Below are 25,048 nucleotides of genomic sequence, written 5' to 3' on the forward strand. Positions count from 1 at the left end.
TTTTGCTCCATCAAGCTTATTTTGTTATCCGGCGTCTGTCATCGCCACAGCCTGTTCAACATCAACCGCTACCAATCTCGAAACGCCCGCTTCCTGCATTGTTACCCCTGCCAGATGGGTAGCCATTTCCATTGCCACTTTATTGTGGCTGATATAAATAAATTGTACCGATTCCGACATTTCACTCACCAAACGACAGAACCGTCCTACGTTGGCATCATCTAATGGCGCATCAACCTCATCTAACAGGCAAAAAGGTGCCGGATTCAAGCGAAATATCGCGAATACCAATGATAATGCGGTCAGTGCCTTTTCTCCACCGCTAAGCAAATGAATTGTACTGTTTTTCTTGCCCGGTGGCCTAGCCATAATGGTAACGCCCGTTTCCAGTAAATCGTCATCGGTAAGTTCGAGCGTGGCACTGCCACCACCAAAAACTTTCGGAAACAGAATTTGTAAATCATGGTTTATCGCATCAAAAGTGGTTTTAAACCTATGTCGCGTTTCTTTATCAATCTTACGAATCGCCGCTTCTAAAGTGTCTAACGCCGATGATAGATCATCCACTTGCTGGTCGAGGTACTGTTTACGTTCTCTTTGCGCTTCGGCTTCATCAATTGCCGCCAGGTTAATTGCCCCTAAGCGTTTTATCTTATTCTGTATTGACTCCAGCTCTTGAAGCCACGGCTTTTCGTCAGCGTCGGAGGAAAGCTCTTCCAGTATATCTTTCAATTTAAGGCCTGTTTCAGCCAGCGTTTCCAACACAGCCTGACTGCGTTCCTGCAATTTAACCTGCTCAATCTCAGTACTCTGCATTGCCTCTTTGGCCTGGCCTATTTTTGTCTGAATTGCAGATTGTCCCTGAGTTATTTGCTGCAAGTCGTGCTCTAACCGCGACAATTGCTGGCGTTGCTCCTGCAATTGTTCCGCAACCTCGCCCCGCTTATCCAATAGCTCCGTTAATTGCTCATCAAGCGTATTTTGATTCTCATCAGTGTCCGCATTTTTTTGCTCATTTCGTTCCTGTAGAAGCTGTTGATAGCGCTGCTCACTGCGTTGCAGTAGCTTCTGTAACTGCTCAGACTGAGCCTGCAAATTCTGTTGTTGCAATGTCATCTGCTGCTGTTGGCTGCGCAGTTGCTGTAACTGTTCATCTCCGGCTCGAACTTGAGACTCCAGTTGTTCACCGTAGTCCTCGTCAACCTGCTCCGTTTGCTCCAGTAACAGTTCATACTCTTCCAACTGCATTTCAATTTGCTGTTGCTGCTCAGCGGCATTTTCCGCATACAATCGTTGCTCTTGCTGCTTATCTTGCAGGCTCGTTAACTGCTGCTGTATTTGCTCGGCCTGCTGTAAGTTCCACTGCAGCCGCTCTTCAACTTTACCTTGCTCGTTAAGAATCTGTTGGACCTGCTGCTGAACCTGCTCCAGCCTTTCTTGTGCCTGCTCAAGCTGCGTCTCGGTTCGCTGCAACTGCTGATCGCTTTCAGACAACTTGGCAGCCAGCACCTCAAGCTGCTCTAATAAAGTTTCGCGCTGCTTATGAAGATGAAGAACACTATTATCCTCATCAACACGAGCCGCGATAAAACCATCCTGCCAATACCAGTTACCGGCTTTCGACACCGCAAAACTGGCATCGCTCTGTTGCAGCTGCTGCCCCGCACTTTTCTCTGTATCAATTGCCAGACACTGCTGCAGCGGCGCCCAATAACGCAGTGGACCTTTGACTTTACTGGCCAGAGACCAGCTTTCAGGCTCTTGTCCACTCTCAGGCCAAACCAATTTCACACCAGAAACCGCTTCTAATTCTTCCGGAGCTTGTTCCAGAACCACGGCATCCAGCCAGTCGTAAGCCAACTGTTCAACCGCCATTTCCCAGCCACTTTCAGCCTGCAGTAATTCCCTCACCTTCAGGCTGTCTGGATACTTCTCCTGTAACCATTTTTCACTGCGACTATCGTTATTTTGCTTCCCTTCCAGCAGTTGCTCAATGGCCGTTAACTGAGCCTGAGCTTTATCTTGCTGCTGCTGAGTCTGTCGATGTTGTTCCTGCTGTTCTTTAAACGCTTGTTGAAGCTCCTGCAGTTGCTGCTTACTCTGCTGATACTGAAGCTCTTTGTGCTCCAGTTGATGCTTTAATTCCGCTATCGCCTGTTCATTCTCGTCAACGGATAGTGCCTGTTTCTGCCGCAGTAAGTCCTGTTGCTGAGTTTGGAGTTGCTCTACTTGTTGTAGCGCATATTGCTGGCTTTGTTTGAGCTCTTGCAGCTTCAATTGTGCCTGCTGTTGCTGTTTCTCAACATCACGTTGCTGTTGCTGCTGTTGTCTTTGTTGCTGCTGCCATTGCCGCCACTTCTCATTCGCTTGTTGAGACTGCTCTGACACGCTTTCAAGCTGTTCTTCAACCTGCTCCAGCTGTGGCTCAAGCAGCAGTTGCTGTTCTTCCAGTTGTTCTCTTTGCAGGCGATCATCCGCCAGTTGCTCATCTAACTGAGCAATTTCTTCATTCAACTGTTGTTGCCGCTGGCTGCGTTGCTCTTTTAACTCTTGCTGATGTTTCAGAGTTTGCTCAATACGGGTAATTTCATTCCCCACTGAGAACATCTTTTCCTGCGACTGTTCAACCTTATCACGCGCCTCTTCGGCCTGCTCTTTCAGTTCAATGGCACCCCGCTCATCACCGCTTTGCTGTGCCTGCCAACGTTCAAGCTCCGTTTGCTGTTCTGCATACTGCGCTTGCAACTGCTGTCGTTGATTGTCCAGTTTCAGCCAGCGTAGAGCCTGCAGTTCAGCTTTAAATTTACGCTCACTGGCTTTCAATTCTTTATAGCGAATAGCAGCCGCAGCCTGACGTTCCAGTTTCTCCAACTGCTGGCCAAGTTCTTCGCGAACATCACTCAGCCGTTCCAGATTCTCACGCGTGTGCAGCATCCGGTTCTCAGTTTCTTTGCGACGTTCTTTGTATTTTGAAATACCTGCGGCTTCTTCAATAAAAACGCGCAGTTCCTGCGGGCGTGATTCAATCAGGCGGGAAATCATACCCTGTTCAATAATGGCGTAGCTGCGCGGACCCAGGCCAGTTCCCAGAAATAAGTCGGTAATATCACGGCGACGGCAGCGGCTGCCGTTCAAAAAGTAGTTCGACTGGCCGTCACGGGTCACCAGACGCTTAACGGAAATCTCATTAAAAGCCGCGTACTCACCCTGAATGCGACCAGAGCTGTTATCAAACACCAGTTCAACACTGGCCTGAGAAACCGGTTTACGGGCACTTGAGCCATTAAAAATGACATCGCTCATCGCGTCGCCACGCAGGTTTTTTGCTGAACTTTCACCCAGCACCCAGCGCACGGCATCAATCACATTGGATTTACCACAGCCGTTCGGACCGACAACGCAAGTCATTTGGTCAGGGAAAGGAACTTTGGTTGGATCCACAAAGGATTTAAAGCCAACTAATTTGATGTGTTTTAGGCGCATTCAGTTGTTTTTATTATCAATTTAATACGGCGGTTTATTATCACAAGACTCTAGCAGATCCGGTAGCCATTTGTAACAATTTAGCCCGCACATTGCCATTGTATTGCCTTATTATACTAAGCAAATTAAAAGCTCTGGAGTTTTCATGCAAAAAGCAGCCTACAGCAATTCGGGATTAGCTTACATAGGACGCGGCTTAGAACTTATTCGAACCAAAGGTTTGCGCCGCTATGTTGTGGTGCCTATTCTGACCAACCTTATCCTGTTCTCACTTGCTTTCAGTTGGTTGTATGCTGAGGTGGACTACTGGCTGGAACAATTTATGGGCTGGTTACCCGACTTTTTCCAGTGGCTCGAGTTTATTTTATGGCCGCTGGCGGTTATTACCATTATTGCGCTCTTTTCGTTTATTTTTAGTACCATCATGCATTTAATTGCCGCCCCTTTTAATGGGCTTCTGGCGGAAAAAGTAGAGCGCTATGAAAGTGGCGAGAGCTTAGGCGACGAGGGGTTCCTGGGTCTGTTTAAAGATATTCCGCGTACGCTAAAACGCGAAATGCAAAAACTTATGTACTACATTCCGCGGGCGCTCGGCTTCTTTTTGTTGTCGCTGGTTATTCCGGTTATTGGGCAGGTGCTTTGGTATATCTTTGTCTGCTGGATGATGTCGATACAGTATCTGGATTATCCGTTCGACAACCACAAACTGTCATTTCCGCGCATGCGTTCTGAATTACACCGGCAACGCGGTAAAACGCTAGGGTTTGGATTCGGGGTAACCGTGCTGACCATGATACCGCTAATTAATCTGATTATTATGCCGCTGGCAGTTTGTGGAGCAACCTCACTGTGGGTTGATCATTATCGTCGCAGCGCATTAAGTTGATAAAAGCAAACGACTGAGCTTGGGCTCAGTCGTTTTTCTTATCTGCACCATCAGATTCTATGCCTTCCGGATTGGTTTCGTCGGAATCGAGGTAATCCGGGTTCAACCGCTTATTAGTCTGCACACCCATTTGGCGAAATTTATCCACCCGCCCAATGAGGTTACCACGGCCGGTGCTTAGTTTCTTCATGGCTTCCTGATAGCGGTTATCCAGAGTTTGTAAGCCGTTACCAATTTTTTCTAAGTCTTCCACAAAGCCCACAAACTTGTCGTACAAACGCGCCGCATCAGTCGCTATTTTTTCAGCATTCTGATTCTGATACTCATACTGCCAGATGTTATGCACCGTGCGCAGCGCAACCAGTAGATTAGTCGGACTGACCAGCATAATCTGGTTATCCAGCGCCAGCCGAATAAGCTCCGGATCACGGTCAACCGCCAGCAAAAATGCCGGTTCAATCGGAATAAACATCAGCACATAATCCAGCGTGCGCAGCCCTTCCAGTTGGTGATAGCTCTTTTTACCCAACTGTTTTATGTGTTGTTTAAGCGACTGAACGTGCTCGTTTAATGCCCGTTCGCGGTCTGCATCGTCGTCAGAATTAAAATACCGCTCGTAGGCCGACAAACTCACTTTTGAGTCGATGACCACGTCTTTTTTGTTCGGCAAATGCACAATCACATCCGGCTTGAACGACTTACCGTCTTCATCGCGGTGATGTTCCTGAGTCTGATACTCGTGCCCTTCACGCAGGCCAGACTGCTCCAGAATACGCTCCAGTACCACTTCGCCCCAGTTGCCCTGTTGCTTGGTGTCGCCTTTTAATGCCCGGGTTAAGGCTTCAGCTTCAGACGCCATTTGGCGATTTAAGTCCTTAAGCGACATCACTTCATTTTTAAGTGCCGAGCGCTCTTTGGTTTCATCGGTGTATTGCTGGGTGATTTGCTTTTTAAACGCATCAATTTGCTGTTTGAACGGCTCTAATGTTGCCTGCAACGACTGCTGGTGATGCTGCTGCAGCCCTTTGGACTTCTCATCAAAAATACGGTTGGCTAAATTTTCAAACTGCTGAGTCAGACGTTCTTCGCTAACCTTCAGCAAGTTCAGCTTTTCTTCCGCCGTTTTTTGCTCATGTTCAGCTCTGGCCAGAGTTTCACGCAAGCGGCTGTCTTTTTCATAAACTTCGAGCTGAAGTTCATCGACGCGCTCGCGAAGAATGCCCGCGTCTTGCTCCAGTGCCGCATTTTGTTGCTCTGCCTGTAAACGCAAACGGCGCTGCTGTTGCCAAAGCAATAACAACGCCGCAATTACGGTCACAACCGGCACTCCAATTATTGCCATCCATTGCCACAGTGCCAGCGACATAATTAAGCTCCTAATTTTTCATTAAGGTCTGCAATTTTTGCTTTCCAGATAGCAGGGCCTTGAGTATGCGCGTTTTGACCGTCGCTATCCACAGCAACAGTGACCGGCATATCTTCTACTTCAAATTCGTAAATAGCTTCCATACCCAAGTCTTCAAAAGCCACCACACGGGACTTTTTAATGGCTTTTGCTACCAGATAAGCCGCGCCGCCAACGGCCATTAGATAAACCGCTTTGTGCTTACGAATACTTTCCACAGCTTCAGGGCCACGCTCTGCTTTACCAACCATGCCAATAATACCGGCTTCTTCAAGCATCTGGTCAGTGAATTTATCCATACGCGTAGAGGTTGTCGGGCCAGCCGGACCAACGACTTCGTCACCCACTGGATCTACCGGGCCTACGTAATAAATAAAACGGTTATTAAAATCGACAGGTAGTTTTTCGCCGTTATCCAGCATACCTTTAATCCGTTTGTGCGCAGCATCACGACCGGTCAGCAACTTACCGGACAAGAGCACGGTTTCACCCATTTTCCAGTCCTGAATGTCTTCTTTAGTCACTTCATCCAGGTTCACACGGCGTGCGTCATCACCCAGCTCAAAGGTGACATCCGGCCAGTCTTCTAGTTTCGGCGGGGTTAAATCGGCTGCGCCACTGCCGTCTAACGTAAAGTGCACGTGACGGGTGGCTGCGCAGTTTGGAATTAAGGTCACCGGCTTAGAGGCTGCGTGGGTTGGTAGTGACTTAATTTTCACATCCAGCACCGTTGTTAAACCACCTAAACCCTGTGCACCAATACCTAATGCGTTAACGCGGTTAAAGATTTCTAAGCGCAGCTCTTCTTCGGCATTTTGCGGACCACGTTCAATCAACTCATGGATATCAACAGACTCCATTAGTGATTCTTTTGCCAACACCGCAGACTTTTCTGCGGTACCACCAATACCTATACCCAGCATACCCGGTGGACACCAGCCAGCGCCCATCTTCGGCAAAGTTTCAACAACCCAGTCGGCAATAGAGTCGCTGGGGTTCAACATGGCCATTTTCGATTTATTCTCAGAACCGCCACCTTTAGCGGCAATCATTACTTCAATTTCATTGCCCGCCACCATATCAATATGCACCACAGCTGGCGTGTTATCGCCGGTGTTTTTACGGGCTCCCGCCGGGTCAGCCACAATAGAGGCACGCAGTGGGTTGTCCGGGTTGTTGTAAGCACGACGAGTGCCTTCATCCACCATTTGCTGAACGGTCAGGTCGGTTTTATCCCACTGCACGCCCATGCCCACTTTCACAAAGCAGGTCACAATACCGGTATCCTGACAAATAGGGCGGTGGCCCTGAGCTGACATGCGTGAATTGGTTAATACCTGAGCAATGGCGTTTTTCGCCGCTTCGCTCTCTTCTCGCTGGTATGCCTCGTCCAGTGCTTTAATAAAATCCAGTGGGTGATAATAAGAAATGTACTGCAACGCATCGGCAATACTGTCAATAAAATCGGCCTGACGAATGGTGGTCATGGAACTGCCTCTTGGTTAACTTTTGCGTGGCGCTATAATAGCGTTTTCGCTAACAACTGACCAGTGCCACTGACCGGCGATTATTTGCTGTGGTAGTATATTGGTAATGAATAACCAGCCTGAATTGCGAGCATGATGTGAGTGTTTTCCCGGATCTCTGTGCGATAAAACTTGATTGCGAGGCCTCAGCTATTGAGTTGTTTCAGCGTTGTCAGCATGAAAGCTACGCACTGTTGCTGGACTCTGCCGCACAAAGTCACCAGAACTGTGCCTACGATATTATCTTCCGACAGCCAGAGCTGGTTTTAAGCTGCAAAGCAGGCAAGTTAAATGTAGCAACGGATGCCACGTTAGAACTGCCGCCTGCCCCCGAAAATGCAGCCGAGCTTTGCCGTTATGCCGAGCAATTGAATCAGTTAGCAGGTCATTATTCAGGCCCTGCTGAACTGCCTTTTCAGGGCGGTTTTGCCGGCGCGGTGGGTTATGATCATGGCCGCTCACTGGAAGTCATTCCGGAATTTAATGCAGACATCTATCAGTCTCCCGATGCGGTACTGGCCTATTACAGCCAGGCACTGATTATCGACCGGCAGACCAACACGGTCTGGCTAGTTGCGCCAGCAGATAAGTCAGAAGAGCTTCGCGACTTCTGGAGTCAGCCCATGGCAAGAAAAAAACCGCCAGCTTTTCAATTATTAAGCGACTGGCAAAGCAATATGAACGAGCGTCAGTACACAGAAAAGTTTACGGCAGTGCAAAACTATCTGTTGGCCGGAGATGCCTACCAAATTAATTTAGCGCAACGATATTCAGCCCGTTATCAAGGTAGTGAATGGTCGGCTTACCTTAAATTGCGACAAGCTAATTCAGCACCGTTTTCTGCCTTTATGCGTCTTCCCGGTAGCGCTATTCTGAGCCTGTCACCGGAACGCTTTTTACTAACCGATGCAGAAGGTCAGGTAGAAACTAAACCCATTAAAGGTACACGTCCGCGGTTTGACGATACGCGCAAGGATCAGGCCAGTCAGCAGGCCCTGCTAACGTCAGAAAAAGACCGGGCGGAAAACCTGATGATTGTTGATTTGCTGCGTAATGACCTGAGTAAAAACTGTGAGCCGGGCAGCATCAAAACCCCAAGCTTGTTTGCCATAGAGAGCTTTCCGGCGGTGCATCACCTGGTTTCTACAGTAGTAGGTAAATTACAGCCCGGTCGCACCGCATTAAGTTTGTTTAACGGCGCTTTCCCGGGCGGTTCTATTACTGGCGCACCAAAAATTCGGGCCATGCAGATTATTGAAGAGCTGGAGCCCCATCGACGTAATATTTACTGCGGCAGTATTGGCTACTTTTCTCAGCACGGTCGTAGCGACACCAGTATTACCATTCGTACGCTGCTCGCCGAAAATAAGCACTTATATTGCTGGGCCGGTGGTGGTCTGGTCGCTGACTCAACAGCAGCGGATGAATACCAGGAAACCAAAGACAAAGTGTCACGCATACTGCCGGTGTTAGCCTCATGACCATTAACAGCCGCGCTGATTTTATACGTCGCTTTAGCCTACACCCGTCACCGCCGGTAGAGCGCCGAATTGATGAGCCTTTGCGTAAACGTTTGCGCCCGGCAGCGGTGTTAATCCCAATTATTGAGCGTCCGCATGGGTTGTCACTCATACTCACCCGACGCTCCAGCAAATTGCGCAAGCATGCGGGTCAAATCAGCTTTCCCGGAGGTCGCTTTGATGAAACCGATAACGACTTACTGGACACGGCATTGCGGGAAACCGAAGAGGAAATTGGCCTGCCCCGCAGTCAGGTGGAAGTCATAGGACGTTTGCACGACTACCCTGTCTTATCGTATTTTATGATTCGCCCTTATGTGGCTTTTGTCTCACCCCAACAGCCGCTGGTTGCCGAGGAAAGTGAAGTCGCTGAGATTTTTGAAGTACCGCTGGCCGATATTCTCGATCATGGGAACCACTACGTTTATCGTATTCGGAAATTTATCTACGACCGCGTGTATTTCATCCCCTGGCAACATCGAAATATTTGGGGCGCCACCGCCGGTATCTTGCGTGAATTATCAGAGCAGTTACAACCAGACAGCAAAAATCACTTCAGACCACTGAACTGACCACTTATTTTTGCTTAAAACTTGCTTCCCCCCACATGAATCATGCGACAATACTATAATAAACAGAATAAGCATGCGCGACAGGTAAGGATAAATATGATCAGCGTTTTTGATATCTATAAAATTGGTATTGGTCCTTCCAGCTCTCATACTGTGGGGCCAATGAAAGCTGCCTATGAATTTTTGCATGCCGCAAAAAAATCAGGGCATTTAAATAACGCGGACGGAATAAAAGTCGAACTGTTCGGTTCACTTGGCCAAACGGGTAAAGGTCATGGTACCGGCAAAGCCGTTATTCTTGGACTGGTCGGTGAGACTCCCGAAACAGTAGACACTGACACCGTTGAAGATTTTCTGGAGCAAACTCGTAAGACTGAAAAGCTGAACTTGCTTGGTGAGAATGAGGTTTCCTTCCCCAGCGAAGGCGCAATTACTTTTCACCGCCGCAAAACCATGCCCAAACACGCCAACGCCATGGAACTGAAACTGCTGAAAGACGGTGAGGTAATCTATAGCGACTTGTATTACTCCATAGGCGGTGGCTTCATTGTGCGCGATGAAGATTTTGACGAGACGCTGGAAGAAGCGATAGAACAGTCGTCGAAACCTATTCCATACCCGTTTGACAGTGCTGCGGACCTTCTGGCGCATTGCAAAGAGCACGGCATGCGTATGAGCTCATTAATGATGGCTAACGAAAAAGTCTTCCGCAGTGAAGCGGATATTAGAGCCGGATTAATGAAGATTTGGCGCACTATGCAGGAAAGCATCAAAAACGGTATCTCCACTGAAGGGATTCTGCCGGGTGGACTTAAAGTGCGTCGCCGCGCATCGTCTTTATATCAGCGACTGAAGAAAGAAAAATCCAGCGATGCCATGCAAGTCATGGACTGGGTCGATTTATACGCTTTAGCCGTTAACGAAGAAAATGCCGCAGGCGGGCGCATTGTAACAGCCCCGACTAACGGAGCCGCCGGTATCATACCGGCAGTAATGAGCTACGCTGACAGATTCATCGAAACTCTGGACGAAGACGCCGTGGTGCGCTTTCTATTGACCTCTGCCGCTATTGGTATTCTTTATAAGAAAAATGCTTCAATTTCAGGTGCTGAAGTCGGTTGTCAGGGTGAAGTGGGTGTTGCCTGTTCAATGGCCGCTGGCGCCCTGGCAGAATTTATGGGCGGTGATCCATCTCGGGTCGAAAACGCTGCAGAAATTGGCATGGAACATAACCTGGGTTTAACTTGTGACCCTGTGGGCGGTTTAGTACAAGTACCCTGTATTGAACGAAACGCCATGGGCTCGGTTAAAGCTATTAATGCTGCCCGCTTAGCCATGCGAGGCGAAGGCGATCATAAAGTGTCTCTGGATAAAGTGATTAAAACCATGTGGGACACCGGAAACGATATGAAAACCAAATACAAAGAAACCGCTCGCGGCGGTTTGGCAGTGAATATTATTGAATGTTAATCGCTTATGCTACTGCCGGTGCTTAGCGCATCGGCAGTGAGCAACTATCAAATAGTTTATCAATCTCATCCTGACTTTTTAGCTGAGTAGCTTTTTGCACCCTATCGCGCGTTAAGTGCGGTGCAAAATTCTCAATAAAGTCGTACATATAAGTACGTAAAAATGTTCCGCGCCGGAAACCTATCTTAGTCGTACTATGAGCAAACATATGCTCCGCAGGTATGGCCACTAAATCGGTATCTTCTTTCGGGTCGTAAGCCATACTGGCCAGAACCCCAATACCCAGCCCCATTCTGACGTAGGTTTTTATCACATCAGCATCGGTTGCTGTAAAGACAATTTTTGGCTCATGTCCCGCATTGGTAAAGGCTTTATCCAACTCGGAACGTCCGGTAAAACCATGCACATAAGTGACCAAAGGAAACTGAGCAATATCATCAATAGTTAGCTTACTCAGTTGCGTCAGCGGGTGTGATTTAGGCACAACAATAGACCGGTTCCAGTGATAGCAGGGCAACATAATGAGGTCGTGATATAAATGCAGCGCCTCGGTCGCAATAGCAAAATCTGCCCGCCCTTTCGCTGCCGCTTCACTAATTTGCTCCGGGGACCCCTGATGCATATGCAATGACACTTTTGGATATTGCTGAATAAACCGCTGAATAACGGATGGCAACGCATAACGAGCCTGAGTATGGGTCGTCGCAATGTTGAGTTTGCCTTGGTTTGGCAAGGTGTGTTCAGCAGCAACTGTCTTAATCGACTGAACGTTATCCAGAACCTGCTGAGCAACCGCTATGATGTCTTTACCGGCTGGCGTTATGTGAGTCAGGTGTTTGCCTGTCCGTCCAAATATCTGCACGCCCAGCTCGTCTTCCAGCATTCTGACTTGTTTACTAATGCCAGGCTGCGAGGTGAATAAGCTTTCAGCCGTAGCAGAAACATTCAGGTTATGATTTGTTACTTCAACAATGTAGCGTAACTGCTGTAATTTCATTGAGGAACGTGCCACTCTAGTTTGCTAAATGTGATATAAGAAAATACTATAATAATCTTGATAACTATGACAAATATAAAAGCTATCGCAACAGTATTTTGTCGAGGCTTCTATTTGGACCACAGGAACTGTCGCCTATGACCCAACCCGCATTTGATTTTTCAACCGTCCTGGCTTCTTCAGTGCACGACATGAAAAATTCACTGTGCTTACTCATTCAGATGATAGAGGAAGTATCAGAACAGGTCACTGACAGCAGTGCAACAGAAAAAATGGCGAAAGTCCATTATGAGGCTCAGCGTATCAACTCAAGTTTGATGCAAATGCTCACGCTTTACCGCAACGACAATAACGCTTTACCGCTGAATAGCGACCAGCATCACGTCGACGAACTTGTCGAAGAGCTGTTGCTCAATAATGAGATCTATCTTGAACAGCGGAACATTACTGTCAGCACCGACATTGATGAAACGGCGTCAGGCTGGTTCGACAGAGATCTGATCTTTCATCTGCTTAATGACATCATCATTAATGCAATGCGCTACACAGCCGATAAGCTCTTTATAAAAGTAGAGATAATCGAAGATGGTGGATGTCGTATTATGGTTCACGATAATGGCGACGGTTTTCCTGCTAGTATGCTGGAGAACGCCGCAATGCCGATACAGCAACTGGATATTCAGCAATCCCGGACGGGGTTAGGTCTATACTTTGCTCAGATGATAGCAAGCGCGCATGAACGAAATAATAAAAAAGGTTTTATCGAGCTGAAAAATAATGGACACTTAGGTGGTGGTGTTTTCTCTTTAACATTACCCTGAAAAAATAATTATAACTTAACGAGCGTAATATGATTTACACCATTGTCATCGCATTGATTATATTACTAATAATAATGGCAATTATAGTTGGTGCGGTACAACAGAACAGACAGCGTTTAGAACTAGAGCGGCGCAAGAAGTTGGCGCGCTTTCGCAGTTCGCTTGAACAAATTGAAGATCTCATTCATATGTCGAGCTTCTTCCCTATTGGTAAATCCATGCTGGTGGTTCTTAATAGTCGCGCGTTAGAAATACTTAAAGGTATGAACGCAGCCTCGCCGTCAAAAGACTATAAGGCGCGAATACAGGATTACGAAGAGCGCATACAAAGTGTTGACCGTAACGACACCTCGTTAATCAGTGAAGACTTTGAGATCCCGGAAAATAACAAACAAATCATAGCAATGATCAATGGGCTCAAACGGTTGCGCTCTACTTTACGAAATGAGCATTCCCGTGGTCGGGTGGACAGCAATGTTTTTAGTGTTGAAGATCAGCGTTTGACCAAGTTGCAACTGAAAATTAGTATCGAAACCTTAATACGTCGAGGCCGTCATGCTTATGAGAGTCAGATGTTAGGTTCCGCCAGACAGTATTATGAAAAAGCATTACGCACTATAGAAGACCAGAGTTTCAGCGACGACTACACTACGTCGCGCCAGCAATCGATTAAGAAAGCGCTGGAACAAATTGCACAAGAGCTAAAAGATGCTCATGCGCGTGACAAAGAAAAACACAAAAAAGAAGACGATTTAGAAGAACTGTTCCAACCTAAGAGAAAATGGTAGGTAAAATGCCGGACTGGAAAGACCAACTGAGCCAAATGGTATACTCAACAGACTCGGGACGTATTGATCCGGAACCTGAACCAGAGGACGTTCCCGAAGGCGATGGTATTGTCCGCTTGCGCAGGGAAACCAAAGGCCGAAAAGGCAAAGGAGTAACCATTGTCACTGGGCTGGATAAACCGCAGACAGAGTTAAAGTCGATAGCCAAAAAATTAAAACAGCTCTGTGGTGTCGGTGGAGCAGTTAAAGAGTATGAAATAGAGTTACAAGGCGACCAGCGAGACAGTATTGAAAGCTGGTTAAAAAAGGAAGGCTATAAAGTTAAGCGTGCGGGCGGCTAAGGTCGTATTCAATATACAGACGTCGCCCGTCATCACGCCACTCAACATGGCTTGAAAAGTTTCTTATCAGCTGCAGTCCACGACCAAATGCCTGTTGTTCATCATCTTCTGATACTTGCTGATATTCCGAAAAACCATTTTCGCTATTGGATGAGATACTAAACGAAAGCAAATGGTTATCCGGCTTGTATTCAATATCAATTTCTATCTCTACGCCCTCTAACACAGCCAAACGCGCTTCCCGTGTCCGGTAATATTCATCGAACCCATGCCCGGTCTCTTTAATTCCCGAATCCAACTGCAAAACACTATGTTCCAGAGTGTTGTTAAAAGCTTCTGCTAACAATAAATACAAGGTTGTTTTATGCGCGCGAATACCTTCAAGATGGCTTAAAGAATCCACCAGTTTAATAATTGGATCGCGCCCTTTAATCTCATTTTCTTTTAAATAAACCACTAACCGAAAAGGTAAGTGAGTTACATTGGTATCAGGCTGATTAACAGGTAAGTTGGTGGTTTCACAATCCAGACACACCAATGAAATGTCATCAAACTGTTCTTGCCCTTGCTGAAAAGTCTGGAATGAGCCAACCAACCCCTCAAAGTCGCGCTCGCGGGCATAACGTAACAACAGCGCCTCGAACCCCCGTTCAGATAATCGCTCATCAGCCTTGTTGGTCATCTCCACCACACCGTCGGTATAGGTTATCAGGCGGGTGTTTTTCTCAACAAAACAATGGCTAACCTGACTACTGAACTCTTCCGGAGACAAAATGCCCAATGCCATATGCTCAGGCACCAGGCGCTTCTCGACTGCTCCGGCTTCATTTATCAGCAGAGCATCAGGAATGCCACCATTCCAATAAGTTAAACGTTCACCATTGGCAGACAACTCAGCAACAAAAGCGGCACAAAACATGTCATCGGGTAACAGCTTAACTAGTTTACGGTTAAACTCTTCAACCATGTTAGCTATTGAGAGCCCTTTTTCAGCTGAATCAAAAAAGGTTTGAGCAACTGGAAGAGCGCCGGTAGCGGGTGCTAACCCGTGTCCGGTGAAGTCACCAACAAACAGATAAAAATTTCCCAGAGGTCCTGCTTTAGAGAGAACTAAGTCACCGTTAAACTCGCTGGCCGGTGCAAGATAGGTTTTTAAGAACGGATATTCTGTTTCGTTTTCCTGCAGGGCGTTAGCCAGCATGTGCCTGACAACGTTTTGCTCTCGCTCCATTCGGTTAGAGTGGTAAGCCAGAGTCTCGTTTTTACCTTTGAGGGAATAGCTCAACTCGCGAACCCGCGCGTGCGCGTTCAGTTTTGCCTGCAGGACAACCGGCTCAAAAGGCACACTAATAAAGTCATCCCCTCCAGCCTCAAGGCATTTCAACAAGGTTTCTTGATCATCCAATGCGGTGATAAATAAAATCGGCAAATGGACATCGCCGCTTAGAGCTTTTAGCCGGGGAGCGGTCTGAAAGCCATCCAGAACCGGCATCATAACGTCCAGTAGCACCACGTCTGGCGCCAGATTAGCGAAAATATCAATAGCCTCAATGCCGTTATCAGCACAGGTGACCTGATGACCAAAGCGTTTAATCAGGCCACTCAGCATCACCTGGTTAGCAGGCTGATCATCGACAATCAGTACCTTCATCAGGCAATAACAAACATCTTATCAAAGCGGGATATATCGAGAATACGACGCACGTCCGGCTTGGCATTAATCAGTTGAATACCTTTTACACTGCTGCCTAAAGACTTACGCATATTGAGCAGCATACCGAGCGCCGAGCTGTCCAGATAATCGGTTTCCCTCAAGTCGATAATTACGGTTGGCTGTGAATCACCAATATGGCTATAGGCCTGACGAAACTCCTGTACCAGGCTAAAATCAAATTTCCCTTTAATAGCAATAACTAATTGCTTACCATCATTTGAAAAGTCGCGACTAACGTTCATACTCACCTCTTTTTTTTAATGAGCATAACACAGATTTTCTGATTGAGTTTATCTGCTGAATACCCTACTCTTTCGGTCACAATAAATCCTAATTATGTGATTATGGCAATAGCCTTTGACGAACTCCGTATTTTGCTTATCGAACCTTCCGATGTGCAAAGAAAAGTAATTACTCAGCACCTGAACCAGGCGGGCATTCAACATACCCGTGGCGCTTCAACCATTGCTGAAGCAAAAGAAGAAATACTCCGTTGGCAACCCGATATCGTCACCAGCGCTATGTATTTTTCTGATGGCACTTCACATGAACTCATTGAATTCATTAATACTAACGATTTAAAAGATACCTTACATTTTATGTTGGTGTCATCAGAACATCGTGCCGACCAGCTGGAGCAGTTCAAACAAGCGGGTATTATTGCCATTTTACCAAAACCTTTTACGCCAGATCAGCTCCAACGAGCCATTACCGCCACCATGGATATGATGGAACCCGAGCCACTTCATCTAGAACTTTATGATGTTGAAGATTTACGGGTATTGATTGTTGATGACAGCATGACCTCGCGCCATGTTTTAAGACGTGTATTTGAAAACCTCGGTGTTGAGAGCTTTGTTGAGGCAGAGAACGGCCAGCAGGCAATTGATATTTTAGCAGAACATCAATTTGACTTGATCGTCACCGATTTTCATATGCCGGAGGTAAACGGCAGTGAACTCACTCAGTACATTCGTAATAGCTCAGCACATGCTCACACTCCGGTACTGATGGTGACTGCTCGCGCCAACGAGCCACAACTTGCTAATGTAAAGCAAAGCGGTGTCGATGCCTTAACCGACAAGCCCTTTGAACCGGCAACGTTAAGAAAACTCATCGCCCGTTTATTAAACAGCTGAGCCTGAATTTAAGAATTAATATTTGTTCGTTAAAATGAAAAGCCCCTGCCAGTTGAACTGACAGGGGCTTTTTCGTTTTAGACCTAGCCAAAGAGCGGCTATTCAGATGGCTTCTGGCGATACTTCTCGTAAAGCTCGGTATGTCGGCTGCTTAAGCTTACTTTGCGTCCGTCGATATAAAGATGCGTTAACTTTTGTCCAATTGGATCAAGTAAGTCACCTTCAGACACACTCAGTGAAGCGCTTTTACCCACTTCCAGTGAGCCCAGCTTGTCAGCAACTCCCATAATCTCTGCTGGCTTCAACGTAATAGCCGCAAGAGCCTGCTGTTGATCCAGACCAAACGCAACCGCGTTTCCGGCAGCAAAAGGTAAGTTACGTACGTCCCAGTAACCCGGATAAGAAATAGCAAAGTTTACTCCAGCTTCAGCCAAACGCGCTGGTGAGGCAAAGTCCTGATCATAACCTTCGTCATTGCGGGCCGGCAGACCGTAAGGTGAGCCAAAAACAACCGGAACATTAAGCTCAGCTAACTTATCGGCGATACGCCAGGCATCTCTGGCTCCCATAAGCACCAGTTCAAAACCATACTCCTGACTGGTATCAATGGCCTGCTCCAGCTGACGTTTGTCGTCGGCGTGTACGTACAGCTTCTTACTGCCGTCAAACAAGCCCGCCATAGCCTCCCAACGCTGATCCAGATCAATTTTACGATCGGCCTGCTTCGCGTCGTAGTAAGCCTTTGCGTCAGCAAAGACTTTCATTAACTGCTGACGGGATTCCTCGTTCGCTTTACGTTGTTCCTCAGGTGAACGGCTCTCCCACCAGGTATTCACAACGTATGTGCGCGGCCAGGAAACGTGCACACCTATTTCTCCGGCTACCAGAGCGTCCTGATAGTTCCAGCCATCTAAGTGCATTAAGGATGACTGACCGGCTACCAGCGAGCCCTCAGGGGCTACCTGAGCGTGAGTAATGCCGTGGTAACGTACCGTCGGGATAATTTCCGAATCTGCATTAAACGCAATATGACCGGCAACTTCCGGGTGCACATCGCCCACTTCGCGAGCGTCGCGGGTTGCCCGTACCGCCTCAATTTCATTCAGGCCAATAGTGGTATCCATGGCAATAACTCCCGGATACACGTGCTGGCCGGAAATATCGATAACTTCAGCCCCATCCGGGATACTGACATCCTGCCCAATAGCGGTGATTTTACCGTTTTCAAACACTAAGTCTGAGTTGGTAAGCACCCCATCAGAAACGGTATGCAAGGTCCCCCCCTGAAGTACAATAGGGTTGCTTTGTTTTTCGCCCGGCACTTCATCATGTGCCGCAGCACTATTAAGCGTCAGCGCACTGACTAATGCGGCACTAACGGTTGTAAGTAATTTATTCATTAGTGTTGTCCTCCGTGCTGATGCCCTTTACCGGTAAAGTGATCTAACCAAAAGTCGTGTTCAGTATCACAGTGCCAGGTGGGCTGATCCGATTTATAACCGTCTTTAGCCCCTATTTTTGCATCATCACCTGCCGCTAAAACTTTTTGGATAAGTGCGTTCTTTTCTTGTTTAACTGCCTGTTGTCGTTGCTTGTCCAGTTCACGATCGAAGAACTTACGGCCGTTAATCCAGGTTTGCTCTGCTCGCGCATAAGCACTTAATGGATAATGGCTCCAAAGCACGAAATCGGCGTGTTTTCCTTTTTCAACAGACCCTACATAACTGTCCACTTTCAACTGTTTAGCCGGGTTAATGGTCACCATTTTCAGCGCTTCGTGTGGATCCATACCACAATAACGAACAGACTTAGCGGCTTCAGTATTTAAACGACGTTGTAAATCGTTACTGTCAGAATTAATACTGGTTAGCACACCTCGTTCGCTCATCAGGCACGCGTTGTGTGGAATGGCATCATAAACTTCGAACTTATAAGCCCACCAGTCCGCAAAGGTTGAACCGCTGGCGCCATGCTCTGCCATTTCGTCAGCTACTTTGTAGCCTTCCAGAATGTGAGTGAAGGTATCCAGAGTAAAACCAAAGTCCTCGGCAACTTCCATTAACATCAAAATTTCTGACGCAACGTAAGAGTGCGCATGAACGAAACGTTCGCTGTTCAGAATTTCCAGTAGCGTTTCCAGACGATAATCCGGCCGTGGAGCTGCAGCTTTATTACGTTCTGAACGGCTCATACGTTCATAAGCTTGCTTCCGCTGCTGGTACTCAAGAGCAGCCTGGAAAGCGTCGCGCATAATGGTTTCAACACCCAGGCGAGTTTGCGGGTATCGAACCGTCATGTTGTCACCCCAGTTACTCTGCTTAACGTTTTCGCCTAATGCAAACTTGATAGATTTAGGTGCTGCATCAAACTTCATAACATTAGCATCCGCTCCCCAGCGCAACTTAATAACTTGTGCCTGACCGCCAATAGGGTTAGCTGAGCCGTGCAGCAACTGTGCCATGGTAGTCCCACCAGCCAACGAACGATAAATGTGAATATCATCCGGATTAACCACATCACCAATTCGGACTTCAGATGTCACCGCTTCAGAACCTTCGTTAACACCACCTTCAATAGCTATGTGTGAATGCTCGTCGATAATTCCCGGAGTTAAGTGCATTCCTGCGCCATCAATTTCAGTCACGCGAGACGCCGCAGACAAGTTTTTGCCAATAGCTGCAAATTCACCATTTCGAACCAGCACATCAGTTTCTTCAAGAATGCCGTCGTCAGTTGCAGTCCAGACCGTTACGTTACGGATAAGAACATCCTGACGCTCCGGCAAACCGTCAAGGCCGTATGCTACATTCGGGAAAGTCAGCTCGCTGACATATTCCACAGGCTCTGCTTCAGCGCTTGTTTCAGTCGCGCTTTCAGCGGAATCCATTTCAGCCTCTAACCTGACTTCCTCTCCTTGAGGAGAAACCGCCGTTACTAAAAACACTCCCTGAGCTTCCGGTTCCAGCTTGAAGCGCCAGCTTCCTGCGGGTTCTGCTTCCAGGTCGGCAACAAAAGACAAAGACTGGTTTCCAGACTGAACGTGACGTAAAGCGCTGGTCTTTTCATTTGCTTTAACCTCACCGCTTAGCGCTGCACCAGGCTTAATTGCAATCTCGATATCCTGATCATTCAATTTCATGCTGTAATTACCAACAAAATCGACTTTATCCCTTGATACCAGCTCGTTTTCTTCACCCTGCAACCAAACTGACTGAATGGTCCCATCCGCGAACAAATCGCCTTTGACCATAACAAAGTCGGCCTTGTAGCCCTGAGCCAGCTTACCGGCCTTGTCATCTACCCCGGCAATTTTCGCCGGAATAGTCGTCAACGCAGCAAGAGCCTGCTCTTCGCTCAAGCCATACTTAACCGCTTTACGCAGGTTAGGCCAAAAGCTCTCCGCATTTTCCAGGTCGTGTAAAGTCAAAGCAAAGTTCACACCAGCCTCAGCTAACATCGCCGGATTAGACGGAGCCCGTTCCCAGTGGCGCAGTTTCGCTAAATCGACGTCGAGGTGCGCATCAACACCGCCAACATCTGGTGCAGCCGGAAAATTAAGCGGAAGAATTAAATCACTCCCGGCATTTTTTACCGCGTCTAAGCGCGCATATTCATAACCTGAGGCAACGTAAACCGACGGCACTTTAAACTGATCAAAGACATCATCAGCACGTAACAATGACTTCTCATCGCTGACCTTAAAAACAATCCCGGTATTCTCGATATCTGTCAGTGAATCAAGCGCCGCATTAAACTCAACCGATTGATTATGCGACTGCTTTCCATAAGAGTTTTCATACCAGTTAGCATCAGATAAGGTTTGTCTGACCAGCGCAATGCTGCCCATCAGAGATGACGGGTACTGCTGCTGTGAGGAGCCTTTATCAAATGAACCGAAGTGCTTTGCCTCACTTTGGTAAATAACGTCGTTAGGTATTTTATCTGCCAGAGAAACCGTTACCGCCTGCCCCTGAAAAATGCCGTCTAAGTTAGCTGACTGCACACTGGTAAAGCCTTGTGACACCCATTTATTCGCATCTTCAGAGTTGGTTTTAAATTCGCTGAACCAATGTTTTTGCGAGTGAATCGCGTCATTTGCCGCGTTACCACCCTCACGCTCATTGTTATAAATTGGCGTATCTGAACGCTCTTGCTCACTGCTAACGTTAATTCCGTAGCTGCTGTAGGGGTCAATGAATCCCGGGTAAATCGTGTATCCAGTCCCGTCAATCACCCGCGCTCCTGCAGGAGCCCGATTATTGCGCTCAATTGACTGAACGGCGCCATTTTCAATAACCAAAGTGGCGTTAGTAATAGATTTTCCCGGCTCAGTAATAATTGTTGCATTCTGAATTGCCGTCAGACTTGGCGTGTTATCCCGCATCCCGTTTGTCCGGGAAGTCTGATCAGCCGCAACCGAAGCGGTCAGTACCGACGTTACCGCTAACGTCAAAGCACTGAGCTGATGCACTTTTTTCATGAATTGTCCCCATTTTGACTTATTTTTGTCATTTAGTTATCTCATTAGATAAGTTACTTTGTTATACATAGAGGTGACAAGCATTAACCGACAGATCGTGTATTATTAACGATCAGTGAATTCAATAAACGGAGTGTTTCAATGAAAAAACAATTACTAACAACAGCTATAGCTGGGCTGATGACTCTGTCATTCAATGTAACCGCTGATGAAACCGCCTTTAACGATGCCGATAAAGCCGTAGAGTACCGGCAAAAAGCATTGTCTGTTATGAAAGAAAACTTTTCCGCTATGGCCGCTATGGTCAAAGGCGAAGTTGAATACAACGCTGACTTTTTTCAGCGTCGTGCAAATGATTTTGAGAAAATGTCGGGTATTCCATGGGCTGGTTTTGCCGTTGAAGGCGCAATGCCGGGCAATAACTCCGATGCATTAACCGCCATATGGGATAACTGGGATGACTTTCAGCAGCGCGCTAATGACTTGCAAGAGTACGCAGCCAAACTGGCGAACGTTAGTCAAAAAGGTTCTATTGACTCAATAAAACCCGTTTTTATGGATGCCGCAAAGACCTGCAAAGGCTGCCACGACGAATATAAAGACTAGTTAAGCAGCAACATTAAGATTAACCAGACAGCAACCGCTAAAATGAGCCCCTGCCAACCGGGTTTTAAATTTGGCGCTTGCTGACTGGTGATTCTGTAACCATGCACCATGGAAGCCACTAAAGGTGTTCCTTTAAAGCGATAAAAAAGCACGGCCAGAATATGTACGGCAATAACAATTAATATTACGTCGAACTGGGTTTTATGCCAGCTGGTTACCGCTTTTTGCCCATCCGAAGATAGCCAATTAGATAATGGCCCCGAAAATAAAATGCCGTCGGTTGAAAATAGCCCCGTAATAACCTGACTTAGGAGCAAGCCAAGCATAATGATGACAGCCCAGCCACCAGCTGTACTGTGGGTGTTTTCTGCTTCATAGCGCCCTTTAAAAACATTATGCAGATGCTTCAAGATAGCCTTAGGAGACTTTAAAAAGGTTTTAAAACGGGCATTTTCGCTACCAAATATTCCCCAGCAAATTCTGACTAAAAGTAACGCAAGTAAGGCAATTCCAATATCCTTATGCAGCTCCATGCGGCCATTTTCGACGGTCCACCAGAGTCCGCCTAAAAGCAAGATAAGCAGGCCGTGAAACACACGAATAAAGCTATCCCAAACTTTTATAGAATTTCCTTTCTGTTTCATGTTGTTAGCTCCAAATTACTGGGAATATAAAAAGCTAAGTGCTAGGGTATAATTAATTCCATTAAATGGGTAGTGACTATGCGCAAAGTTCTTATTGCTGACGACGACTTTATCAGCCTTGAAGTGTTAAAAGCGATGCTTGCTAATTTTGAGGTAAGTATATTAACAGCAATGACAGGAGAAGAAGCCTTGAACCTGGCAGGAGAGGCTCCGGATCTTATCTTTCTGGATTACGAAATGCCGGACATGTCGGGAGCTGAAGTCTGCCAGGAGTTGCGACAAAGCGATATGCACAAGAACACACCGGTTATCGCTATTACCAGTCACCAAAGTGCGAGCGAAATGAGCGCTTGCCGGGAAGCCGGCATGAATGCGACATTGCATAAGCCGGTTTCGCCGGAAGCGCTTAGCGAATTAATGACTGAATACTTATAAAGTCGATAACCAGCAACTATTACTGATGCTTGAATCTTTGGTCGTCTGCCAGTTGCACCAAAGATTCACTTTCTTTCAGAAATTGACTGGAAAATTCGCCGAAATACTGGCTAACCTCATCGAAAAGCGAGATAAAATCCGACTTTTTACCGTTTTCTATATCATCGATTATTGCTGAAAATTGCTGCAAATAACGTCTAATCGACGAAAATTGCCCTTTGTTCGCAGCAATAATATCGGCATAAAGTTCCGCATTTTGCGCAAACAAACGGCCAATCATCATCAATTCCATTCGATAAATAGGCGAGCTCAGTTCCAGCAACTCTTTAATATCGACGCGTTCATTAGCCAGATGAACACCATAAGCAAAAGTGCTTAAATGACGCATAGCCTGGATCCAACCCATAGCATCGTCATGTTTATCGGCATTAACTTCGTGTAAATGGGCGCCCCAGTTAACAAACTGATCCAGTAACCACTGATAACGCTTTGGTTGGCGACCGTGAGTAACAACCACCAGCTGCTTCGCCAAATTCTGCACAGAAGGACCGAACATAGGATGCAAGCCGACAACCGGGCCACTATGTTGTTCCAGCATGGCATTTAAAGGAGCCGCTTTAATGCTGGTTACATCAGCCAGAACACAGTCCTCCGCTAAAGGTGGTAACTGCTTTATCAGTTCAACGGTCTTATTAACCGGCACACTCATCAATACCAACTGCGCCTGGCTTAAATCGTCTTTATCTGGCCAATCATCGTCTTTATCAATGGTTATTACCGAATAGCCTGTCTGCCGCAACTGACTGACCAGACGAGCACCCAGAGCCCCTCTTCCACCAAACACAAAAACCGGTCGTTCTAGTTGAGTCGAAGTTGCAGCAGCCTGTGCCGTTTGTGTCCGATACGATTCTCTAATAATACGGCGAATAACGTCTTCGATTAGATCTTCCGACAAGCCAGCCTCTTTGGCTTTGCTTCTGCGCGCTTTTATCAAAGAACGTTCTCTCTGTGGAACGTAAAGAGGCTGTTTCAACGAACGCTTGGCTTCTCCCACAGCGGCAGTTAACTTTGCTCGCCGGGCAATTATCTCAATTAATTCATTATCAGTGGCATCAATTGCATTGCGCAGTTCTGATAATCGTTGGTCCGGGTCATGGCTCATGAGCTGTTATTTTATTCCTCTTTTATGGCTTCTATAACACGATGGTAAGCTTTCTGAATTTTTTGCATTTTAGCCACACTTCCACCTTTATCTGGGTGGTACTTGTGTACTAGTTTACGATATTGCTTTTTGATAAAGGCCTGGCTTGCCGGCGGTTCAACTTCCATAATCTGCCAGGCATCATTTTCGGGCATACTGGTTTCCACTTGAGAAGAAGAATGCCCCATGCGACGCCAAAAATCATCCAGCATAGATTCAACATCAGCGCCGGATGTCGAGCCCAGTTGATTCAGATCTAAATAATATTCTGCTAACGCGTCCTTTTCTGTCAATGCAGAAACGCCGCGCTGCCATGGCTGACATTCAATATTCAGGGTATGAATAAAAAGCTCGTACTTTTTTTCTTCCCGCCAGCGTTCACGTAATTTATAAAGACAATGAAACAATAAAAAGTGAGTCTGAAACAAGGTTAGAGGATCACGCAGAGCTTCCTTGTCAAAGAACTCATAAGGAGGCCCCTGCAAAGACGCAATCAGTTCATGCTCAGTCCAGTGGTGCTGAGCATCCAAATTTTCAGCTAAAATTTGGGTTAATATTTCGATATCTTCGTTCATCCTAAAACACTATCAAAAAACCCAGCACAAGGCTGGGTTTTTCTTTGCTATTTCGTTTGTTTGCTAAAAGCTTAAGACAGCTTCTCGCGGATACGTGCAGACTTACCAGAACGCTCACGCAAGTAGTACAGTTTCGCGCGACGAACCGCACCACGACGTTTGACTTTAATGCTGTCAACTAATGGGCTGTGCGTTTGGAAAGTACGCTCTACGCCTTCACCGTTCGATACTTTACGTACTGTGAACGCTGAATGCAGACCGCGGTTACGAACACGGATAACAACACCTTCAAACGCCTGAAGACGCTCGCGGTTACCCTCTTTTACTTTTACATTTACAACAACAGTGTCACCTGGTGCAAACTCAGGTAAATCTTGTTTCATCTGCTCTTCTTCAAGAGCCTTAATGATGCTTTGGCTAACTTTTGCCATTTTCGTATCTCCTA

At 46.8% G+C, this 25,048-nt stretch carries 22 protein-coding genes; 10 read left to right on the forward strand and 12 right to left on the reverse strand.

The genetic code is table 11. From position 1 onward, the window contains the following. Positions 1–24: 24 nt before the first annotated feature. The gene (smc, locus tag NJR55_RS12630) at positions 25–3,483 is read right to left on the reverse strand and encodes a chromosome segregation protein SMC (RefSeq protein ID WP_253620276.1); all 3,459 of its coding nucleotides are present in this window, start codon (positions 3,481–3,483) and stop codon (positions 25–27) included. Positions 3,484–3,628: 145 nt separating this feature from the next. On the opposite strand from smc, the gene cysZ reads away from it, so the two are divergent. Then, positions 3,629–4,369 carry a sulfate transporter CysZ gene (gene cysZ, locus NJR55_RS12635; RefSeq protein ID WP_253620277.1) on the forward strand — a complete coding sequence of 247 codons (741 nt, stop codon included), beginning with the start codon at positions 3,629–3,631 and terminating at the stop codon, positions 4,367–4,369. 25 nt (positions 4,370–4,394) lie between these two features. Here cysZ and rmuC read toward each other — a convergent pair whose 3' ends face one another. Together rmuC and NJR55_RS12645 are read right to left on the reverse strand one after the other, a co-directional pair. Next, complete coding sequence (gene rmuC, locus NJR55_RS12640; RefSeq protein WP_253620449.1) at positions 4,395–5,738, reverse strand: DNA recombination protein RmuC; 1,344 nt, start codon at positions 5,736–5,738, stop codon at positions 4,395–4,397. Next, complete coding sequence (locus tag NJR55_RS12645) at positions 5,738–7,261, reverse strand: fumarate hydratase (protein ID WP_110013827.1); 1,524 nt, start codon at positions 7,259–7,261, stop codon at positions 5,738–5,740. The genes rmuC and NJR55_RS12645 overlap by 1 nt, the downstream gene beginning before the upstream one ends. A 137-nt stretch (positions 7,262–7,398) precedes the next feature. Here NJR55_RS12645 and pabB point away from each other — a divergent pair, with 137 nt between their 5' ends. From pabB to NJR55_RS12660, 3 genes are all read left to right on the forward strand, one after another. After that, positions 7,399–8,781, forward strand: coding sequence for an aminodeoxychorismate synthase component I (pabB, locus tag NJR55_RS12650; RefSeq protein WP_253620278.1), 1,383 nt, complete (start codon positions 7,399–7,401; stop codon positions 8,779–8,781). Further along, a complete protein-coding gene (locus NJR55_RS12655; protein ID WP_253620279.1) occupies positions 8,778–9,392 on the forward strand; it encodes a CoA pyrophosphatase in 615 nt (204 codons plus the stop codon). The genes pabB and NJR55_RS12655 overlap by 4 nt, the downstream gene beginning before the upstream one ends. A gap of 96 nt (positions 9,393–9,488) precedes the next feature. Then, positions 9,489–10,862 carry an L-serine ammonia-lyase gene (locus tag NJR55_RS12660; RefSeq protein WP_253620280.1) on the forward strand — a complete coding sequence of 458 codons (1,374 nt, stop codon included), beginning with the start codon at positions 9,489–9,491 and terminating at the stop codon, positions 10,860–10,862. A 22-nt stretch (positions 10,863–10,884) separates the two neighbouring features. On the opposite strand, the gene cysB is transcribed toward NJR55_RS12660, so the two are convergent. Next, positions 10,885–11,859, reverse strand: a complete 975-nt coding sequence (gene cysB / locus NJR55_RS12665; protein WP_253620281.1) for an HTH-type transcriptional regulator CysB — start codon at positions 11,857–11,859, stop codon at positions 10,885–10,887. Between the two features lie 137 nt (positions 11,860–11,996). Between cysB and NJR55_RS12670 the strand changes: the two genes are divergently transcribed. The 3 genes from NJR55_RS12670 (at position 11,997) to yciH (ending at position 13,809) form a co-directional block, all read left to right on the forward strand. Beyond that, positions 11,997–12,680, forward strand: coding sequence for a sensor histidine kinase (locus NJR55_RS12670; RefSeq protein ID WP_253620282.1), 684 nt, complete (start codon positions 11,997–11,999; stop codon positions 12,678–12,680). Between the two features lie 74 nt (positions 12,681–12,754). Next, positions 12,755–13,468, forward strand: a complete 714-nt coding sequence (locus tag NJR55_RS12675; protein WP_253620283.1) for a hypothetical protein — start codon at positions 12,755–12,757, stop codon at positions 13,466–13,468. Next, positions 13,462–13,809, forward strand: a complete 348-nt coding sequence (gene yciH / locus NJR55_RS12680; RefSeq protein WP_253620284.1) for a stress response translation initiation inhibitor YciH — start codon at positions 13,462–13,464, stop codon at positions 13,807–13,809. Before NJR55_RS12675 ends, yciH begins: the two co-directional genes overlap by 7 nt. On the opposite strand, the gene NJR55_RS12685 is transcribed toward yciH, so the two are convergent. Together NJR55_RS12685 and NJR55_RS12690 are read right to left on the reverse strand one after the other, a co-directional pair. Beyond that, complete coding sequence (locus tag NJR55_RS12685; RefSeq protein ID WP_253620285.1) at positions 13,790–15,460, reverse strand: SpoIIE family protein phosphatase; 1,671 nt, start codon at positions 15,458–15,460, stop codon at positions 13,790–13,792. The two genes, yciH and NJR55_RS12685, sit on opposite strands and share 20 nt — an antisense overlap. Beyond that, a complete protein-coding gene (locus tag NJR55_RS12690; protein ID WP_011234950.1) occupies positions 15,460–15,765 on the reverse strand; it encodes an STAS domain-containing protein in 306 nt (101 codons plus the stop codon). The genes NJR55_RS12685 and NJR55_RS12690 overlap by 1 nt, the downstream gene beginning before the upstream one ends. A 102-nt stretch (positions 15,766–15,867) precedes the next feature. Between NJR55_RS12690 and NJR55_RS12695 the strand changes: the two genes are divergently transcribed. Beyond that, positions 15,868–16,662 (forward strand): response regulator, encoded by a 795-nt coding sequence (locus NJR55_RS12695; protein ID WP_253620286.1) that lies wholly within the window; start codon positions 15,868–15,870, stop codon positions 16,660–16,662. 98 nt (positions 16,663–16,760) lie between these two features. Here NJR55_RS12695 and NJR55_RS12700 read toward each other — a convergent pair whose 3' ends face one another. Both NJR55_RS12700 and NJR55_RS12705 read right to left on the reverse strand, forming a co-directional pair. Then, positions 16,761–18,062, reverse strand: coding sequence for an amidohydrolase family protein (locus tag NJR55_RS12700; RefSeq protein WP_253620287.1), 1,302 nt, complete (start codon positions 18,060–18,062; stop codon positions 16,761–16,763). Further along, a complete protein-coding gene (locus NJR55_RS12705) occupies positions 18,062–21,142 on the reverse strand; it encodes an amidohydrolase family protein (protein WP_253620288.1) in 3,081 nt (1,026 codons plus the stop codon). The genes NJR55_RS12700 and NJR55_RS12705 overlap by 1 nt, the downstream gene beginning before the upstream one ends. Positions 21,143–21,283: 141 nt before the next feature. On the opposite strand from NJR55_RS12705, the gene NJR55_RS12710 reads away from it, so the two are divergent. Then, complete coding sequence (locus NJR55_RS12710) at positions 21,284–21,748, forward strand: c-type cytochrome (protein WP_253620289.1); 465 nt, start codon at positions 21,284–21,286, stop codon at positions 21,746–21,748. Here NJR55_RS12710 and NJR55_RS12715 read toward each other — a convergent pair. Further along, on the reverse strand, positions 21,745–22,392 hold the full coding sequence (locus NJR55_RS12715; RefSeq protein ID WP_253620290.1) for a cytochrome b/b6 domain-containing protein: 648 nt from the start codon (positions 22,390–22,392) through the stop codon (positions 21,745–21,747). The genes NJR55_RS12710 and NJR55_RS12715 overlap by 4 nt on opposite strands. A gap of 78 nt (positions 22,393–22,470) precedes the next feature. Here NJR55_RS12715 and NJR55_RS12720 point away from each other — a divergent pair, with 78 nt between their 5' ends. After that, positions 22,471–22,827, forward strand: a complete 357-nt coding sequence (locus NJR55_RS12720; RefSeq protein WP_034821749.1) for a response regulator — start codon at positions 22,471–22,473, stop codon at positions 22,825–22,827. A gap of 19 nt (positions 22,828–22,846) precedes the next feature. On the opposite strand, the gene tyrA is transcribed toward NJR55_RS12720, so the two are convergent. The 3 genes from tyrA to rplS form a co-directional block, all read right to left on the reverse strand. After that, positions 22,847–23,989, reverse strand: a complete 1,143-nt coding sequence (gene tyrA, locus NJR55_RS12725; protein ID WP_253620291.1) for a bifunctional chorismate mutase/prephenate dehydrogenase — start codon at positions 23,987–23,989, stop codon at positions 22,847–22,849. Positions 23,990–24,000: 11 nt separating this feature from the next. Next, a complete protein-coding gene (locus NJR55_RS12730) occupies positions 24,001–24,603 on the reverse strand; it encodes a DNA-J related domain-containing protein (protein WP_253620292.1) in 603 nt (200 codons plus the stop codon). Positions 24,604–24,674: 71 nt separating this feature from the next. After that, positions 24,675–25,034 carry a 50S ribosomal protein L19 gene (rplS, locus tag NJR55_RS12735; RefSeq protein ID WP_011234959.1) on the reverse strand — a complete coding sequence of 120 codons (360 nt, stop codon included), beginning with the start codon at positions 25,032–25,034 and terminating at the stop codon, positions 24,675–24,677. Positions 25,035–25,048: the final 14 nt, after the last annotated feature.

It is taken from the genome of Idiomarina rhizosphaerae (assembly GCF_024159085.1).
Lineage (GTDB): Bacteria > Pseudomonadota > Gammaproteobacteria > Enterobacterales > Alteromonadaceae > Idiomarina > Idiomarina rhizosphaerae.

Coding starts and splice junctions, on each gene's coding strand:
- NJR55_RS12655 (WP_253620279.1), top strand. CDS start 8,778: ATGACCATTAACAGCCGCGCTGATTTTATACGTCGCTTTAGCCTACAC.
- NJR55_RS12660 (WP_253620280.1), top strand. CDS start 9,489: ATGATCAGCGTTTTTGATATCTATAAAATTGGTATTGGTCCTTCCAGC.
- NJR55_RS12720 (WP_034821749.1), top strand. CDS start 22,471: ATGCGCAAAGTTCTTATTGCTGACGACGACTTTATCAGCCTTGAAGTG.
- yciH (WP_253620284.1), top strand. CDS start 13,462: ATGGTAGGTAAAATGCCGGACTGGAAAGACCAACTGAGCCAAATGGTA.
- NJR55_RS12695 (WP_253620286.1), top strand. CDS start 15,868: ATGGCAATAGCCTTTGACGAACTCCGTATTTTGCTTATCGAACCTTCC.
- NJR55_RS12715 (WP_253620290.1), bottom strand. CDS start 22,392: ATGAAACAGAAAGGAAATTCTATAAAAGTTTGGGATAGCTTTATTCGT.
- cysZ (WP_253620277.1), top strand. CDS start 3,629: ATGCAAAAAGCAGCCTACAGCAATTCGGGATTAGCTTACATAGGACGC.
- NJR55_RS12730 (WP_253620292.1), bottom strand. CDS start 24,603: ATGAACGAAGATATCGAAATATTAACCCAAATTTTAGCTGAAAATTTG.
- cysB (WP_253620281.1), bottom strand. CDS start 11,859: ATGAAATTACAGCAGTTACGCTACATTGTTGAAGTAACAAATCATAAC.
- NJR55_RS12670 (WP_253620282.1), top strand. CDS start 11,997: ATGACCCAACCCGCATTTGATTTTTCAACCGTCCTGGCTTCTTCAGTG.
- NJR55_RS12690 (WP_011234950.1), bottom strand. CDS start 15,765: ATGAACGTTAGTCGCGACTTTTCAAATGATGGTAAGCAATTAGTTATT.
- NJR55_RS12705 (WP_253620288.1), bottom strand. CDS start 21,142: ATGAAAAAAGTGCATCAGCTCAGTGCTTTGACGTTAGCGGTAACGTCG.
- NJR55_RS12675 (WP_253620283.1), top strand. CDS start 12,755: ATGGCAATTATAGTTGGTGCGGTACAACAGAACAGACAGCGTTTAGAA.
- NJR55_RS12710 (WP_253620289.1), top strand. CDS start 21,284: ATGAAAAAACAATTACTAACAACAGCTATAGCTGGGCTGATGACTCTG.
- NJR55_RS12645 (WP_110013827.1), bottom strand. CDS start 7,261: ATGACCACCATTCGTCAGGCCGATTTTATTGACAGTATTGCCGATGCG.
- smc (WP_253620276.1), bottom strand. CDS start 3,483: ATGCGCCTAAAACACATCAAATTAGTTGGCTTTAAATCCTTTGTGGAT.
- rplS (WP_011234959.1), bottom strand. CDS start 25,034: ATGGCAAAAGTTAGCCAAAGCATCATTAAGGCTCTTGAAGAAGAGCAG.
- tyrA (WP_253620291.1), bottom strand. CDS start 23,989: ATGAGCCATGACCCGGACCAACGATTATCAGAACTGCGCAATGCAATT.
- NJR55_RS12685 (WP_253620285.1), bottom strand. CDS start 15,460: ATGAAGGTACTGATTGTCGATGATCAGCCTGCTAACCAGGTGATGCTG.
- NJR55_RS12700 (WP_253620287.1), bottom strand. CDS start 18,062: ATGAATAAATTACTTACAACCGTTAGTGCCGCATTAGTCAGTGCGCTG.